Annotated in this window: 16 protein-coding genes; 7 read left to right on the top strand and 9 right to left on the bottom strand. The window is 68.8% G+C overall.

Annotated elements, in window-relative coordinates; genetic code table 11:
* Positions 1–30: 30 nt before the first annotated feature.
* Both hemH and FHS97_RS06490 read right to left on the bottom strand, forming a co-directional pair.
* The gene (hemH, locus tag FHS97_RS06485; RefSeq protein ID WP_184034814.1) at positions 31–1,035 is read right to left on the bottom strand and encodes a ferrochelatase; all 1,005 of its coding nucleotides are present in this window, start codon (positions 1,033–1,035) and stop codon (positions 31–33) included.
* Positions 1,035–3,245, bottom strand: coding sequence for a xanthine dehydrogenase family protein molybdopterin-binding subunit (locus tag FHS97_RS06490; RefSeq protein WP_184034817.1), 2,211 nt, complete (start codon positions 3,243–3,245; stop codon positions 1,035–1,037). The genes hemH and FHS97_RS06490 overlap by 1 nt, the downstream gene beginning before the upstream one ends.
* Positions 3,246–3,386: 141 nt before the next feature.
* On the opposite strand from FHS97_RS06490, the gene FHS97_RS06495 reads away from it, so the two are divergent.
* Positions 3,387–4,598, top strand: coding sequence for an alpha/beta hydrolase (locus tag FHS97_RS06495; RefSeq protein WP_184034820.1), 1,212 nt, complete (start codon positions 3,387–3,389; stop codon positions 4,596–4,598).
* 146 nt (positions 4,599–4,744) lie between these two features.
* On the opposite strand, the gene FHS97_RS06500 is transcribed toward FHS97_RS06495, so the two are convergent.
* Together FHS97_RS06500 and FHS97_RS06505 are read right to left on the bottom strand one after the other, a co-directional pair.
* On the bottom strand, positions 4,745–5,101 hold the full coding sequence (locus tag FHS97_RS06500) for a hypothetical protein (RefSeq protein WP_184034823.1): 357 nt from the start codon (positions 5,099–5,101) through the stop codon (positions 4,745–4,747).
* Positions 5,102–5,273: 172 nt separating this feature from the next.
* The gene (locus FHS97_RS06505) at positions 5,274–6,953 is read right to left on the bottom strand and encodes a class I adenylate-forming enzyme family protein (RefSeq protein ID WP_184034826.1); all 1,680 of its coding nucleotides are present in this window, start codon (positions 6,951–6,953) and stop codon (positions 5,274–5,276) included.
* A gap of 65 nt (positions 6,954–7,018) precedes the next feature.
* On the opposite strand from FHS97_RS06505, the gene lgt reads away from it, so the two are divergent.
* From lgt to FHS97_RS06530, 5 genes are all read left to right on the top strand, one after another.
* Positions 7,019–7,906: a prolipoprotein diacylglyceryl transferase gene (gene lgt, locus FHS97_RS06510; protein WP_246346502.1), complete on the top strand. Its 888-nt coding sequence runs from the start codon at positions 7,019–7,021 to the stop codon at positions 7,904–7,906.
* On the top strand, positions 7,906–8,940 hold the full coding sequence (locus FHS97_RS06515; RefSeq protein WP_246346503.1) for a class I SAM-dependent methyltransferase: 1,035 nt from the start codon (positions 7,906–7,908) through the stop codon (positions 8,938–8,940). The genes lgt and FHS97_RS06515 overlap by 1 nt, the downstream gene beginning before the upstream one ends.
* Positions 8,937–9,452: a GNAT family N-acetyltransferase gene (locus FHS97_RS06520; protein ID WP_184034832.1), complete on the top strand. Its 516-nt coding sequence runs from the start codon at positions 8,937–8,939 to the stop codon at positions 9,450–9,452. The genes FHS97_RS06515 and FHS97_RS06520 overlap by 4 nt, the downstream gene beginning before the upstream one ends.
* Positions 9,449–10,210 carry a peptidoglycan editing factor PgeF gene (gene pgeF / locus FHS97_RS06525; protein WP_184034835.1) on the top strand — a complete coding sequence of 254 codons (762 nt, stop codon included), beginning with the start codon at positions 9,449–9,451 and terminating at the stop codon, positions 10,208–10,210. Before FHS97_RS06520 ends, pgeF begins: the two co-directional genes overlap by 4 nt.
* Before the next feature lie 109 nt (positions 10,211–10,319).
* Positions 10,320–10,469, top strand: a complete 150-nt coding sequence (locus tag FHS97_RS06530; protein WP_184034838.1) for a hypothetical protein — start codon at positions 10,320–10,322, stop codon at positions 10,467–10,469.
* Here the strand turns inward: FHS97_RS06530 and FHS97_RS17240 are convergent.
* From FHS97_RS17240 to hslV, 3 genes are all read right to left on the bottom strand, one after another.
* Positions 10,448–11,284, bottom strand: coding sequence for a PEPxxWA-CTERM sorting domain-containing protein (locus FHS97_RS17240; protein ID WP_221233159.1), 837 nt, complete (start codon positions 11,282–11,284; stop codon positions 10,448–10,450). The two genes, FHS97_RS06530 and FHS97_RS17240, sit on opposite strands and share 22 nt — an antisense overlap.
* A gap of 363 nt (positions 11,285–11,647) precedes the next feature.
* Entirely contained in the window at positions 11,648–12,949 is a 1,302-nt protein-coding gene (gene hslU / locus FHS97_RS06540) for an ATP-dependent protease ATPase subunit HslU (protein WP_184034841.1), read from the bottom strand.
* 199 nt (positions 12,950–13,148) lie between these two features.
* Positions 13,149–13,706 carry an ATP-dependent protease subunit HslV gene (gene hslV, locus FHS97_RS06545; protein ID WP_184034844.1) on the bottom strand — a complete coding sequence of 186 codons (558 nt, stop codon included), beginning with the start codon at positions 13,704–13,706 and terminating at the stop codon, positions 13,149–13,151.
* Between the two features lie 140 nt (positions 13,707–13,846).
* On the opposite strand from hslV, the gene FHS97_RS06550 reads away from it, so the two are divergent.
* On the top strand, positions 13,847–14,035 hold the full coding sequence (locus FHS97_RS06550) for a hypothetical protein (RefSeq protein ID WP_184034847.1): 189 nt from the start codon (positions 13,847–13,849) through the stop codon (positions 14,033–14,035).
* Positions 14,036–14,118: 83 nt separating this feature from the next.
* Here the strand turns inward: FHS97_RS06550 and FHS97_RS06555 are convergent, their stop codons facing one another.
* Positions 14,119–14,526, bottom strand: a complete 408-nt coding sequence (locus FHS97_RS06555) for a 3TM-type holin (RefSeq protein ID WP_184034850.1) — start codon at positions 14,524–14,526, stop codon at positions 14,119–14,121.
* Positions 14,527–14,528: 2 nt separating this feature from the next.
* On the bottom strand, positions 14,529–15,080 hold the full coding sequence (locus FHS97_RS06560) for a glycosyl hydrolase 108 family protein (protein WP_184035070.1): 552 nt from the start codon (positions 15,078–15,080) through the stop codon (positions 14,529–14,531).
* Positions 15,081–15,225 lie beyond the last annotated feature (145 nt).

Raw genomic sequence — 15,225 nt, forward strand, 5'->3', positions numbered from 1 at the left:
AATGAGGCGGTTTCGTACACCGCAAGCAGCCTAGGCGGGGGTGACCCACCCTTCAAGTTCACGCGCCAGTAACGTCCGCAGCATCGCGATCCCGTCCGCGCCGTCGTTGAGGCACGGCAGATAGGCGAAATCGGTCCCGCCGGCGGCGACGAAGCTCTCGCGCCCGCGGATCGCCAGCTCCTCCAGCGTTTCGAGGCAGTCGGCGGAAAAGCCCGGCGCGAGGATCGCGACCTTGCGGATGCCCTGCGCGGGCATCGCTTCCAGCGTGGTGTCGGTGGCAGGCTCCAGCCATTTCGCGCGGCCGAACCGCGACTGGAAGGCGACCGTCAGCGGACGGCCGAGCGCCTCGCCGAGCAGCCGCGCGGTCTTGCGACAATGGCAATGATAGGGGTCGCCGCGTTCCAGCGTCCGCTGCGGCATGCCGTGGAAGCTGGCGACGACCGCGTCGGGCGCGAAGTCGAGCCCGGCGAGCGCCTCGGTGACGTTGCGCGCGAGCGCGTCGATATAGGCAGAGTCGTCATAATAAGGCGGCAGCGTCCGGATCGCGGGCTGCCAGCGCATCGCGGCGAGCGCGAGAAATGCCTTGTCATTGGCGGTCGCGGTGGTGGCGGCGCAATATTGCGGGTAGAGCGGCGCGAGCAGGATGCGCTCGCATCCGGCCTCCTTCATCATGCGCAGCCGGTCGCCGATCGCGGGATTGCCGTAGCGCATCGCCCAGTCGACCAGCACCTCCGCGCCGAACGCGTCCTTCAGCGCCGCCGCCTGCGCGCGCGTCACCGCCGCCAGCGGCGAACCGGCGTCGGTCCAGACCTGTTGATAGGCGTGCGCCGATTTTTTCGGGCGCGTGGTGAGTATCGCGCCGCGCAGGATCGGCTGCCACAGCAATTGCGGGATCTCGACGACACGGCGGTCGGAGAGGAACTCCGCGAGGTAGCGGCGCACCGCGCGCGTGTCCGCCGCATCGGGGGTGCCGAGGTTGACGAGCAGCACGCCGATGCGCGGCCGCGGGATGGTCGGGTGGTCGAGAGGAAGCATCACGCGCTCCTGAACGGCAAGTGGCGCCACCGCGTTCCTTCGGCGGCGAACAGCGCGGTGGCGATCGCCGGGGCGACGGCTGGCACGCCGAGATCGGCGACCCCACCGGGATCGGCCGTCGAGTCGATCAGCTCGACGCTGACCTCGGGCGCGTCGGCGAGCGTCGGAAGGCCGATCTCGCCATAGCGGCGGATGCTCGCCAGCCCGTCGTGATAGTGCGCCGCCGCCTGCGTGGTCGCCGCGCCGAAGATCAGCCCGCCCTCGATCTGCTGGCGGACGATATCGGGGTTGATCGCGCGCCCGCAATCGACCGCTGCGACCAATCGATCAACTCGCGGACGGCCTCCGGCGTCGAACCCGGCCTCGGCGAGCACCGCGATCCGGCTGTCGGCCATCCGGTGACAGGCGATGCCCTGCCCGCTGCCCGGCACCCCGCCGCTCCACCCGCCGAGCGCCGCGACGGTGGTGAGGCAGCGCGCCAGCCGCGGCTCGCCGCCGAGCAGCCCGACGCGGTAGGACATCGGCTCGCTCCCGGCGACGCGGGCCAGCTCGTCAAGGAAGCATTCGGTGAAGAAGGCATTGTAGCCGTCCGCGCCGCCGCGCAGATGCCCGGTCGGCAGATCGAGCGCGACCGGGTGATGCCAGACCGCCGACGCGCCGAGGCGGTACGGCGGCACCGCGCCGCGTAGCGCATAATCGTCCGCGCCGGGGGGTAATGCCGAGGCGAGCCGCCGCAGCGGGTCGTCGGGCAGCAGCCGTGCCGCGAGGTCGCGCCCGGTCGCCGGGGCCGCGATCCGCGCCCGCCACGCGAGGATCGCACCGTTCGGGGCGAGCCGCACCGCCATCCGCGCGCGCGCCGGGGCACGCACCCGGTCGTGGAGCAACGCCTCACCGCGCGACCACGCCAGTTGCACCGGGCGGCGCAGCTCCCTGGCGAGGATCGCGGCCTGCGCGACGACATCGACCTCCAGCGCCGCGCCGAACGATCCGCCGCTCAGCATCGGATGCAGGATCACCTGCCGCTCCGACACGCCGATCGCGCGCGCCGCCGCCGCGCGTGCCAGCGACGGCGCCTGCGTCGCGGCCCAGAGTTCCAGCCGCTCGTTCTGCCAGTGCGCGGTCGCGGCGGGCGGCTCGACCGCGGCGTGGAGCGCGGGCGCGACACGATATTCGGCCTCGATCAGCCGCCCGCCGGCGAACACGCCCGCGACGTCGCCGGTCTGCGAGACCGGGTAGCCCTCGGCCTCGAGCGCCGCGCCGAGCGCGCGGTCGATCGCGGCATCGTCGGGCGGGACCGGTCCCTCGAAGCGCGGCGCGAGCGCGTTCAACGCGCGGTTGGCGGCCCACCAATTGTTCGCGACCGCGGCGATCCAGCGATCGTTGCGAACGACGTGGAGCATCCCCGGCACCCGCTCGGCCGCGGCCACGTCGGCCGAACGCAGCCGCGCGTCGCGATGCGGCGCCTGGCGGATGCTCGCGAACACCATGTCGGGCAGCCGCACGTCGGCGACGAAATTCGCCGAGCCGTCGACCTTCGCCGGCACGTCGAGGCGTGGAACGGATTGGCCGCTCAACCGGCCTTCGTCGCCGATCCGGTACGGCAGCTCGGCGGGCAGGCTCCCCGACGCCGCCGCTTCCGCGAGGTCGCCGAAGCGGAGCCGTCGGTCGCCCTGCACGACGAAGCCATCGGCGGTGGTGCAGTCGCGCCAGTCGGCATCCCAGCGCTGTGCCGCCGCCTGGCACAGCAGCACGCGCGCCGCCGCCCCCGCCTCGCGCAGCGGCGCCTCGAAGCGACGGATCGAGGTCGAGCCGCCGGTGAGCATCAGCGCCTCGCGGGTCCAGACCTCGTCGCGCCCTCGCTCGGGCACGCCCGTATAGCCGTCGCCGAACAGCCAGTCCGCGGCGAGCGGGTTGGCGTAGAGCGGCGAGACCGGCGCCGCCTCGACCCCGATCGTCCGCCAGTCGGCGCCGAGTTCGTCGGCGACGATCTGCGGCAGCGTGGTGAAGACGCCCTGGCCATGCTCGCATTGCGGGACCGCGACGATGATCTTGCCGTCGCGCGCGATCTTGAGAAAGGCGTTAAAGACGCGCTCGTCGGGTGCGGCGGCGAGGTTGGGCAGATAGGCGCGCGGCCACACCGCCCAGGCCACGACCAGCCCCGCGCCGATGCCACCGGAAACGAGAAGCCTGCGCCGCGTGATCTCCGCCATGCGCGGGGGGTTAGCCGGCGCGAGGGTGTGGCGGAAGGGGGTTGTCGGAGCCGAGCGGTCGCGACGCGATCGTCGATGCGGGCCAGCGCGCACGGGCCGGGCCCTTGCCGGGGTGGCGGGTGCGCGCGCTATGGAGGCGCGATGCGCAAACGCCACGCCCTGCTCGCCCTTGCCCCCGCATTGTTGCTCGCTGCACCGGCCGATGCCTCGCCGCGCGCGCTGACCGCGCTGAATGCGTGGCGCGCACACGGCACTGCCCCGCTCGACGATCCGCGCCTGACGCTGCCGCTGACCCGCGAAGAAGCGGAACGCGTGTGGGGGATCCTCGCCCTCGACCGTCAGCGCGCACTGGCGGCCCGCTATGCCGGGGCGATCGAGGCGCAGAAACTGACGATCGGCGACAAGACGCTGCGCTGGACCCACAAGGACTTCGGCGATGCCCCGCCGGGGCGGCGCAGCCTGTGGATCTCGCTGCACGGCGGCGGCAACGCGCCCGCCGAGGTCAACGACGGACAATGGCAAAACCAGCTGCGCCTCTACGAGCCCGCCGAGGGCATCTATCTGACGCCGCGCGCACCGACCAACACCTGGAACATGTGGCACGAGGCGCATGTCGATCCGCTCCTGCAGGAATTGATCGACGCGCAGATCGCGGTGAACGGCGTCGATCCCGACAAGGTGTTTCTGATGGGCTATTCGGCGGGCGGTGACGGCGTGTGGCAGCTCGCGCCGCGGATGGCGGACCGTTTCGCGGCGGCGGCGATGATGGCGGGGCATCCCGGAGACGCCTCGCTGCTGCCGTTGCGCAACCTGCCGTTCGCGATCCTCGTCGGCGGCGACGATGCCGCTTATGATCGCAACAGGCTGGGCGCGGAGAAGGCGGCGGAACTCGACCGCCTCGCCGCCGCCGATCCCGGCCACTATGTCCATCTGACACGCATCTATCCGGGGCTGCCACACTGGATGAACCGCCAGGACGCCGAGGCGGTGCCCTGGATGGCGCGCTACCGCCGCAATCCGTGGCCGACGCGGGTGATCTGGGTGCAGGACGACGTGCGCAGCGATCACTTCTACTGGCTGAAGATCCCCGACGCGACGGCGACGAAGCCGGGCGATACGATGACGGCGAGCGTCAACGGGCAAACGATCACGCTGACCGGGACCATACCCGCGGGCACGACGCTGCGGCTGTCCGACCGATTGCTGAATCTCGATCGCGGGGTACGCGTGGTGGTGAACGGCCGTACGGTCCATGTCGGCAGGGTGACGCGCACCGCGCAGGCGATCGCGCAATCGCTGCACGAACGATTCGACCCGAATGCGGTGGCGACCGCGTCGCTGACGGTGGTGTAGCGGCAGAGGACGTCAGGCCGGTCCGGTATCGCGTGCGTCGCCAAACAGGGATCGGGGCGCGGTACAGCCGGCGTCCTGCTGCGAGCGTTCCGCGCACCCCGTCAGACCGGACCTTATGACCATTTTGGTGTCCGGATTGGCGAGGGTTATCTCACCCGGCTACGGGCCTCGCGCGGCAGGACCATCGGCAGGACGTTTTGCGCCCACGGCCCGTACGGCACGGCTTGCGTTGCCGCCGTTTCGCGGCGTGCGTCGCGGATCGACACGACCTTGCCCGACGTATCGCCGAACGGCGCGGTGGAGGGCGGCAGGACCGGTGCCTTCAGCATCCATCGCCGCCGCCGCACCGCCACGGCGCGAAGCAACGGACCGAGCCGACTGAGCAGATAGCCGTAGCTGCCGCCGATCAGCAGGAGGTGCAGGTCGGGACGCCCGGCGAGTTGCGCGGCGTGCAGCAGATGGAGCGCGAAGACCGTCAGCGTACCAGCGAGAACCGGATACAATAGTGACGTTCGCATAGCGCCTCCTGTCATGACAAAGCTATGACAGGCTTTCCGAGGCAACAAGCTTTTTGTGCATCTGCGTCATAAAATTTTGCTGCGAGCGCACAGGTGGTCACAAACGTGCGCGGCCGGTTTGCTCGCACCTGCGGCAAAGCCGCAGGCAGTCGCCGCGTCAACCCGCGGCCGACGCCGCATAGCTCTTGCGCAGCGACACCTTGTCGATCTTCTCCGTTCCCAACCGCGGCAGCGGATCGGGGCTGAGCCACAGCCGCTGCGGCACCTTGAAGGCGGCGAGGTGCGCGCCGAGAAAGGCGATCAGCTCCGCGTCGCTGGTCGCCGTGGGGTCGGTGAGGTGGACGACCGCGCACGGCACTTCGCCGAGCCGCTCGTCCGCCAGCCCGAACACCGCCGCCTCCGCGACCGCGCCATGCGTGTAGAGCGCCGCCTCGACCTCCTGACAGCTGATGTTCTCGCCGCCGCGGATGATGATGTCCTTCTTGCGGTCGACGATGAACAGATAACCGTCAACGTCGAGATAACCGAGGTCGCCGGTGCGGAAGAAGCCGTCGGCAGTGTAGCAGGCGGCGGTGTCGGCGGGGCGGCCCCAATAGCCCTCGAAGCACGCCGCCGAGCGGATGCCGATCTCGCCGACGCCGCCGAGCCGCACCTGCTGCCCGGCGTCGTCGAGGATCGCGAATTCGACCAGCGGTGCGGAGGCGCGCCCGGTCGACGCCGGCTTGGCGAGATAATTGCTGCGCCAATTGCCCGCCCCGACCGCATTGGTCTCGGTCAGGCCATAGCCGATCAACGGCGAGCCCGGCAGCTCGGCGTCGAGCCGCCGGACATGCTCGACCGGGCGCGGCGCGCCGCCGGCGGCGAAATCGGTGACCGTCGACAGGTCATAGGCGTCGCGACGCGGATGGTTGAGCATTTCGAGGCTCATCAGCGGCACGCCGACGAAATAGGTGATCTGCTCGCGCTCGATCAGCCGCATCGCTTCCTCGGCATCCCAGCGCGACATCAACACCAGCTTGCGCCCCATCGCGAAGCTCTGGAGGAAGGTCGGCACCATCGCGGTGACGTGGAACAGCGGCACGTTGAGCAATGTCGCGGGTTGCGCGGCCATCGGCTTGCCGTCCTGCGTCGAAATCGCCAGCATCATCATCGCCGAGGCGAGGAAGTTGAAGGTGCCCTGCACGACCTGGAAATGCGTCGACAGCGCGCCGCGTGCGCGACCGGTCGATCCCGAGGTGAACAGGATGGTGGCATGATCGTCCGCGCCGACCGTCGGCAATGGTGCGCCCTTCGCGCGGGCGAGCAGCGCGTCGAGCGCCTGTTCGATCGGGAGCGTGTCGTCGAACGGATGGACCGGCACCGGACTGTCGCCGAGCCGTTTGACGCGCGGCGGGTCGGCGAGGATCAGCGCCGGGGTCGATTCCGCGACCGCATCCGCGAGTTCCTCGGCCTGCCACCAGCCGTTGAGCAAGGTCGCGACGCCACCGGCCATGACGATGCCCATGTAGAGCACGATCCATGCCGCCGAGTTGCGCGCGGCGAGCGCGACGCGGTCGCCGGGCCGGATGCCGTAGCCGTCGACCAGTGCCTGCGCGACGCGGGTCGCGCCGTCATATGCCTGTCCGAACGTCAGCCGCTCGTCGCCGCAGACCAGAAAGGTCTTGTCGCGGTGCTCGGCGCAGAAATGCGCGAAATAGGCCGGCAGCGTCGGCGGCGCGGTGGCGATGCACGGCAGCGTGCGGCCGAACCGCGCAATCGATCCCAATGCGAGCGGACCGCCCTCCCCCGTCAAGGCCGCCATCGTGGCATCCATGCGCGCGTCAAGCTCGGTCCGCATCACTCTCTCCGCTTGGGTTTGTCTTATTCGCCCCTTATGGAGGCGCGATTCACGAGGGGAAAGCCTTGATCCTGCCCGCGCTCACGGCTGCCGTAGCGGCAAGCCACATACATTTTTCCGATCTGGGACTGCACCCCGACGTCTTCTCGATCGGGGTGTTCACGCTGCGCTGGTACAGCCTGGCGTATATCGCCGGAATCGTCATCGGCTGGTGGTATCTGCTCAAGCTGCTCGACCAGCCGGGCGCGCCGATGGCGCGGCGTCATGCCGACGATCTGGTCTTCTACGCGACGCTCGGGATCATCCTCGGCGGGCGGATCGGTTACGTGCTGTTCTATGCGCCCGAGATGCTGACGCGACCCTTGTCGATCCTGCGCTTGTGGGACGGCGGCATGTCGTTCCACGGCGGGGTGATCGGCACCTCGCTGGGGCTGATCTGGTTTGCGCGCAAACATGGGCTCAACTGGCTGCGCGTGCATGATTATGTCGCCTGCTGCGTGCCGTTCGGGCTGTTCTTCGGGCGGCTCGCCAATTTCGTGAACGGTGAATTGTGGGGCAAGCCTGCCGACGTGCCATGGGCGATCGTCTTCGAGCGGACGGTGCCGTTCGGCGTGCCCGAGCCGGCGCGTCACCCCAGCCAGCTCTATGAGGCGGGGCTGGAGGGGATCCTGCTGTTCGCATTGCTGTGGTTCTTCTTCTGGCGCACCGATGCGCGCTACCAGCCGGGCAAATTGGTCGGGCTGTTTCTCACCGGCTACGGGCTCGCGCGCTTCACCGCGGAATTCTTTCGCGAACCCGATGCGCAGCTGCGCCAGTTCGCCGAGGCGACCGGGTTGCACATGGGGCAGTGGCTGTGCGTGCCGATGATCCTCGTCGGGCTGTTCCTGGTGCTGACCGCGCCGGGGCGCCGGACGCGCGTCGAGCCGATCGCCGGGCCGGACGCGGTCGCCTGATGGATCAGCCGACGACCGGGCCGCTGCTCGCCGAACGACTGGCGCGCGCGATCGCGCTGGGCGGGCCGATCCCGATCAGCCAGTTCATGGCCGCCGCCAATACGCATTATTATGCGACGCGCGATCCACTCGGCGCGGACGGCGACTTCACGACCGCGCCGGAGATCAGCCAGATGTTCGGCGAGCTGATCGGCGCTTGGACGGCGGACCTGTGGGAGCGTGCCGGGCAGCCGCCGGCGGCGTGGGTCGAGCTGGGGCCGGGTCGGGGCACGCTGAGCGCCGATGCGCTGCGCGTGATGGCGCATGCCGGGTTCACCCCGCCGGTCCATTTCGTCGAGACGAGCGCGACGATGCGCGCGGCGCAAGGACAGCGTGTGCCGGGCGCGACCTGGCACGATTCGATCACGACGCTGCCCGACGACGTGCCGCTGATCGTGGTCGCCAATGAATTCTTCGACGCGCTGCCGATCCGCCAGCTCGTGAAGCGCGGGGAGACGTGGCACGAACGGCTGGTGGCGTGTCAGGACACGTTGTTCCTGCCGATCGCGGGAACCAGCGTGCCCGATACGATCATCCCGCCCGCGCTGGCGTCCGCAGCGTCGGGCGCGATCGTCGAGACCTCGCCCGCCAGCGTCGCGATCATGGCCGACCTGTCGGCGCGGATCGTCGCACAGGGTGGTGCGGCGCTCGTCATCGATTACGGCTATGACGGGCCGGCGGTCGGCGACACGTTGCAGGCGGTGCGCGGCCATGCCTATGCCAATCCGTTCGAAGCACCGGGCGAGCAAGACCTGACCGCGCACGTCGATCTGGCGACGCTGCGGCTGGTGGCGAGCGCGTCGGGGGCGGCGACGTTCGGGACGACCGCGCAGGGCGCGTTCCTGCGCGCATTGGGGATCGACCAGCGCGCCGCGGCGCTGGGCGAAAGGGTGGCCGGCGATCGTCGCCGGCTGGTGGACGACATGGGGGAGTTGTTCAAGGTGATCGCACTGACACATCCACACTGGCCGCAACCGGCGGGGTTCGGGGCATGACCCGCCGCGCCACCATGCGCCGCGCTACCGCGAAAGACGCCGCCGATCTGGCCGGCGTCGCGCGCGCGACCTTCACCGAGACGTTCGGGATGCTCTATTCGGCCGCCGACCTCGCCACCTTCCTCGAACAGCATACGCCCGAGGACTGGGCGCGCGAGATCGCCGATCCGGCCTATTCGGTCGCGGTGGTCGAGGAAGGCCATATCGTCGTCGGCTATGTGAAGCTCGGCCCGCCGCGCCTGCCGTTCACGCCCAAGGAAGGCGCGATCGAGCTACGACAATTCTACCTGCTCCAGCCGTGGCAGGGCGCGGGCATGGGGCCGAAGATGATGGAATGGGCGCTGGAGGAAGCGCGCGCGCGGGGAATGCGCGAAATGTACCTGTCCGTCTTCGTCGACAATGAGCGCGCGCGGCGTTTCTATGCCAAATACGAGTTCAAGGACGTCGGCCGCTACGCCTTCATGGTCGGCGATCACGAGGACACCGACATCGTGATGCGGCGCGCGCTGTGACCTTGCCGGTGCCGTTCCGCACCGCCGTGCTCGGCGAGGTGGCGCACGGCTTCTTCGGGCGGCAGGGTGGCGGATCGGCGGGAATCCACGCCGGGCTGAACGTCGGGCTCGGCTCGGCGGATGACGAGACGGTGGTGCGCGCCAACCGGGATGCGGCGGTCGCGGCGGTCGCGCCGGGGGCATGCCTGCTGACTCCGTACCAGATCCATTCGGCGACCTGCGTGACCGTCGACGCGCCCTTCGCCGAGCGGCCGCAGGCGGATGCGCTGGTCACCGACCGGGCCGGGCTGGCGATCGGGGTGGTGACCGCCGATTGCGCGCCGGTGCTGCTCGCCGACGCTGCCGCGGGCGTCGTGGGGGCAGCCCATGCCGGGTGGAAGGGCGCGCTGGCAGGCGTCACCGATGCGGCGGTCGCGGCGATGGTCGCGCGCGGGGCGCAGGCGGAGCGGATCGTCGCGGCGGTCGGGCCGTGTATCGCTCGCACCAGCTATGAGGTCGACGACGCGTTCCGCCGTCGCTTCGAGGAGGCGGAGGCGGCGAACGAACGGTTCTTCGTCGATGCGCGCGCCGGGCATCACCGCTTCGATCTGGAAGGCTATGTCGTCCACCGGCTGGCGGCGGCGGGCGTGACCCGTGTCGCGGCGCTGGGGCTCGACACCTACGCCGACGAGGCGCGCTTCTTTTCCTATCGCCGCGCAACGCACCGTGGCGCGCCGAGCTACGGACGGCAGATCGCGATCATCGCGCCGGCGGGCTAAACAACGCCTGGCCTACCGGGGGCGGAGGAGCGCACGCGCTTTCTCCCGCATCATCGCGCGGATCGTTCCGCCGTGCCGCCGGTTGGTGGGGCGGCACGGGAGAACGATCATGGCCGACGATATCATCCGCAAGGAACTGAGCGAGGGCCCAACCTTCGACCGGAAGGCGAAGCGACCGATCAAGGGCGGGCTGTTCTATCTCGCCTTCCTGCTGGTCGCCTCGATCCTGATCCTCTTTTACGCCGGCAATCTGATCTGAACGCCGCGGCGTTGACGCAGCGCCACCCCGACCAGAGCGAAACCGAGGATCATCATCGCCCAGGTCGCCGGCTCCGGCACCGCGCCGCCGGTGATGCCGGTCAGCGAGAAGCTGATCGAGCGATCATATTTGTAGGCCTGCGTACCGACGCCGATCACCTGGGCGTCGGCGGTGGCGAAGCCGGTCCGCGGCAGCGTGTTGATCGACACCTTGTAGCTGGTGTTCGCCTGGAACGTCTTCGCCGCGGTGGCGGCGGCGGTATAGTCGGCGAGCGTGCCGGCGAAGATCAGCGCGTCGTTCGCGCCCTGATAGATGTTGATGTAATCGAGCGCGCGCGCGGCGAGCGCGCCGGTGCGGGTGTCGATGTCGGTCGCGGCGGCGATATAGCCGATATCGAGCAGGCCGGTCTGGTTGAGCAGGAAGCTGGTGACCGCCGCATGGTCGATCGACGCCGAGGCTGATGCCGCCGCCGAGGTCGACGTTGCCGAAAGATCGTCGACGAAGCGCGTGACCCAGCTGTCGGCCGCGGTCGAGGTGACGAGCGTATTCCCGGTGCCCTTCGCTTCGGCGACAAGGCTTTGGCCATTGTCGTTGCTATAGCCATAGGATGTCGCGGCGTTCGCCGAGCCCTGACCGCCGAATGCCCCGGTCGCCGACTTCCGCACCGCATTCCGGTCGCGCGTCGCGGCATCGTCCTTTACCTGCGCGCCGACCAGCAGGCTGGTCGAAATCTCGATCGACTTGGTCGAGACCACCGTCGCCGCATAGGATGGCGCCGCCGCCGTCACTGCAACCGCCGCAAGCGCAATGCGCATTCCCATTCTCATGTCCAGAAATCCCCCCAAAGAAATCAATGCCATGGCCCATGAAGCGAGTCATCGCGGGGTCTTGATAGGACAAATTGCAGCCCGAATCCTCTTCGCTGTTGGGCGACGGCGGTCGAATACTGCCGATCTTGCCCTAAAACGGCACAGGACACGCCACCGCTCCTGCCCTTACATCCCGATCTATTCAGGAATATTTGCCGTGACTGCATAGGGATATGTCGATGGCGGCCGCCGGTAGCACCGGCAAAGTCAAAATCGCATTCACCCGAAATATTTACTGCCGGAAAAAGCCGGGCGCGACCTGCCCATCTGCCACACCGCGCCCGACTATTGGCAAAGAATTCCCAGATATTACAGGACGAAGCGACTCAAGTCGGAGTTGCGCGCGACGCTGGACAGCTGCGCCTCGACATAGGCGGCATCGACGGTCACCGCCGCGCCCTGCCGGTCCTCGGCATTGAAGCTGACCTCCTCGAGCAGCTTCTCCATGACGGTCTGTAGCCGGCGCGCGCCGATATTCTCGATCTCGCCGTTCACCTCCGCCGCGATCCGCGCGACCGCGCGGATCCCGTCGTCGGTGAAGTCGACCGACACGCCCTCCGTGGCGATCAGCGCCTTGTATTGCGCGGGCAGCGACGCCTTGGTGTCGGAGAGGATCGCGACGAAATCGTCTTCGGTCAGCCCCTTCAGCTCGACACGGATCGGCAGGCGGCCCTGAAGCTCGGGCAACAGGTCGCTCGGCTTGGCGACGTGGAACGCGCCCGAGGCGATGAAGAGGATATGATCGGTCTTCATCGGGCCGTATTTGGTCGAGACGGTCGTGCCCTCGATCAGCGGCAACAGGTCGCGCTGGACGCCCTCGCGGCTGACCGAGCCGCCACGCACGTCGCTGACCGCGATCTTGTCGATCTCGTCGAGGAAGACGATGCCATTCTCCTCGGCGTCCTGCAGCGCGATGCGGCTGACCTCGTCCTGGTCGAGCCGCTTGTCAGCCTCTTCCTCGACCAGCTTCTCCCATGCCGCGGGGACGAGCAATTTGCGCCGCTGCTTGGGGCCGCCGCCGAATGCCTTGCCCATCATCTCGCTGAGGTTGATCATGCCCATCGAGCCCTGCCCGCCGGGCAGCTCGAACGGCATCTGCGGCGCCTGTTGCAGCTCCAGCTCGACTTCCTTGTCGGCGAGATGGCCCTCCGCGAAACGCTGGCGGAAGCTGTCGCGGGTCGCCTGGCTGGCGTCCTTGCCGACCAGCGCGTCGAGCAGCCGGTCCATCGCGGCGGCCTCGGCCTTGTCCTTCACCGCGACGCGGCGGCGCTCCTTCTCAAGCCGCACCGCTTCCTCGACGAGATCGCGCGCGATCTGTTCGACGTCGCGACCGACATAGCCGACCTCGGTGAACTTGGTCGCCTCGACCTTCACGAACGGCGCGTCGGCGAGCTTGGCGAGGCGGCGGCTGATCTCGGTCTTGCCGCAGCCGGTCGGCCCGATCATCAGGATGTTCTTGGGCGTCACCTCGTCGCGCAGATCGGGCGCGAGCTGCTGGCGGCGCCAACGGTTGCGCAGCGCGACGGCAACCGCGCGCTTGGCGTCCTGCTGCCCGATGATGTGCGCGTCGAGCGCGGCGACGATCACCTTGGGGGTGAGATTATCGTTCATGGTTTTTCAAAGCCCTGATCGGCGAATGTTGTGAATGTTGAGACGCTGGCGGGGTGAACCGTCGCGCCTGCGGAGGCAGGAGCCTATGGCTGTGGCGTTGGCCGAAAGGTCTGACACATCAGCGTCGCTTCGGTGTCGGACCGCTCACGCGACGTGACAGACATGGGCCCCTGCCTGCGCAGGGGCGACGGCGTCGCGGTCACGTCGTGCTGTCCAGCGTCTCGATCGTGACGCGGTCGTTGGTGTAGACGCAGACCTCGGCAGCGATCTTCATCGCCTTGCGGCACAGCACCTCGGCGTCGTTCTCGTACTCGACCAGCGCCCGCGCCGCGGCGAGCGCAAAATTGCCGCCTGAACCGATCGCGGCAACCCCCGCCTCCGGCTCCAGCACGTCGCCGTTGCCGGTGAGGATCAGCGTCACTTCCTTGTCGGCGACGATCATCATCGCCTCGAGATTGCGCAGGTATTTGTCGGTACGCCAATCCTTCGCCAGCTCGACCGCGGCGCGCATCAGATTATAGCCGTGCCGTTCGAGCTTGGCCTCCAGCCGCTCGAACAAAGTGAAGGCATCGGCGGTCGCGCCCGCGAAGCCGGCGATGACCTTGCCTCCCTCGGTCCCTTTGGTGCCGAGCGTGCGGACCTTGCGCGCGTTCGGCTTCATCACGGTCTGCCCCATCGAGACCTGACCGTCGCCGATGACGACGACCTTGCCGCCGCGCCGGACCGAAAGAATGGTGGTGCCATGCCAGACCGGCATGGAATGTGGATCGTTCCCGTTCATAGGCCCGCGATTTGGGGCGCGAAGGTGTCCCAGGCAAGGGCAACGAAAGTTTGCACGCCGGCGATGGTATCGCCACGGACAAGCGACCATATGGCGCGCGGAGAGTGAGTGCGTCGATGATTACCGATAAAGATCGTTTGTATTTCCAGACGCGCGCCGAGGCGGAATTGCGGCTGGCGGCGGAGGCGGAAGACCCGGTGGTGTGCCAGGCGCATTATGCGATGGCGACCGAATATCTGGAGGCCGCGCACGGCGCGAACATGCGGCTGCCGCCCGATCCGCAGCGGCTGGCGCGGTCGGGGTGATCCGTCATTGCGAGCGCAGCAAAGCAATCCAGAGCCGGATCAGGACGCCCTGGATTGCTTCGCTACGCTCGCAATGACGAAGGCTATTTCGCCCTGGCCTTCCCCCATTCGCGCGCGACGGTGTAGCCGAGGTAACCGGTCGCGAAGAGCGTGTAGAGCGGCTCGGGCAGGCCCGCGAGATAGCCGTTCATCGCCTGCGCGATCGCTGCCGCCGCCTGCGGGCGGACCGCGGCGATCAGCCCCATCGGGATGCTCCACAGCAGCAGCGCATACATGACGTAGAGGAAGCCCGGCCGGGCGCGGCTGGTCCACGGATCGCTCGCCTGCGCCTCGGCGAGGATCGCGGCGATCTGCGTCTTGACGCGCTCCAGCTCCTGCGTGCCTTCCATCCGCAGCAGCTCGCGTTGCGCCGCCTCGCGCGCGCGCGGATCGGGGATCAGCTTGTCGAGCAGCCCGGCGACCGGCGCGATGATCGTGTCGACGACCGCCACGTTCAGCGCTCCCCGCCGCCGACGCGGTTGGCGAGCCAGCCGTAGAGGAACGCCTCGTTGGCGGGGCGATGCTCGGCGAGCGACAGATAGCGTTCGCCCTGCAATGCCTCGACCGCGCGGATTAGCACCGATTCGGCGGTCGGGCCGCGGGTGGCGAGGAAGCTGGCGAGCGCGTCGAGCGTCTGCGCGCCGACGCGGCCGTCGCAGGCGAGGTCGGGATAGTCGCGTCCGCCGCGATTGAGCGCGGTGAGCGCGCGTTGCAGGAAGGTAACGGCGACCGCCGGCCCCATGTTGACCGCGGTGTCGAACAATTCGGCGGCGAGCCGCGGGGCGTGCGCGGCGACACGGTCGAGGCCGGGCGCGGTCCAGTAGAGGCGGCGGTAGATCGCGACGGCGGCGGGACGCGCGAAATGCCGCATGTCGCCGGTGTAGCCGTTGGCGCGTGCGACCGCCTCGGTGATGCCGAAGCGCGTCGCGCCGCCGCGATCGGCGGCATTGTTCACGAACCCGCCCTCGCGGTCGATCACCGCGTCGATAAGGTCGTCGATCATGATGGACGTTCTCCTTGGTTGCGGTGAGAACATATCAGGAACGGCGTTGTGTAGGACAGGGCACCACTCCGTCATTCCCGCGAAGGCGGGAAATCCAGAACCCCGGACCTTTGCGTCCCTATCGACGGACCTGCGCGTCTGGATTCCC

The sequence above is a fragment of the Sphingomonas endophytica genome (assembly GCF_014199415.1).
Lineage (GTDB): Bacteria > Pseudomonadota > Alphaproteobacteria > Sphingomonadales > Sphingomonadaceae > Sphingomonas > Sphingomonas endophytica.

Bases quoted from the DNA above. Each gene is read 5' to 3' on its own strand.
- hslV (WP_184034844.1), bottom strand. From the start codon at position 13,706: ATGCCGGTCTGGCATGGCACCACCATTCTTTCGGTCCGGCGCGGCGGC.
- FHS97_RS06505 (WP_184034826.1), bottom strand. From the start codon at position 6,953: ATGCGGACCGAGCTTGACGCGCGCATGGATGCCACGATGGCGGCCTTG.
- FHS97_RS06520 (WP_184034832.1), top strand. From the start codon at position 8,937: ATGACCCGCCGCGCCACCATGCGCCGCGCTACCGCGAAAGACGCCGCC.
- FHS97_RS17240 (WP_221233159.1), bottom strand. From the start codon at position 11,284: ATGCGCATTGCGCTTGCGGCGGTTGCAGTGACGGCGGCGGCGCCATCC.
- FHS97_RS06530 (WP_184034838.1), top strand. From the start codon at position 10,320: ATGGCCGACGATATCATCCGCAAGGAACTGAGCGAGGGCCCAACCTTC.
- hslU (WP_184034841.1), bottom strand. From the start codon at position 12,949: ATGAACGATAATCTCACCCCCAAGGTGATCGTCGCCGCGCTCGACGCG.
- FHS97_RS06515 (WP_246346503.1), top strand. From the start codon at position 7,906: ATGGATCAGCCGACGACCGGGCCGCTGCTCGCCGAACGACTGGCGCGC.
- FHS97_RS06550 (WP_184034847.1), top strand. From the start codon at position 13,847: ATGATTACCGATAAAGATCGTTTGTATTTCCAGACGCGCGCCGAGGCG.
- FHS97_RS06495 (WP_184034820.1), top strand. From the start codon at position 3,387: ATGCGCAAACGCCACGCCCTGCTCGCCCTTGCCCCCGCATTGTTGCTC.
- hemH (WP_184034814.1), bottom strand. From the start codon at position 1,035: ATGCTTCCTCTCGACCACCCGACCATCCCGCGGCCGCGCATCGGCGTG.
- FHS97_RS06490 (WP_184034817.1), bottom strand. From the start codon at position 3,245: ATGGCGGAGATCACGCGGCGCAGGCTTCTCGTTTCCGGTGGCATCGGC.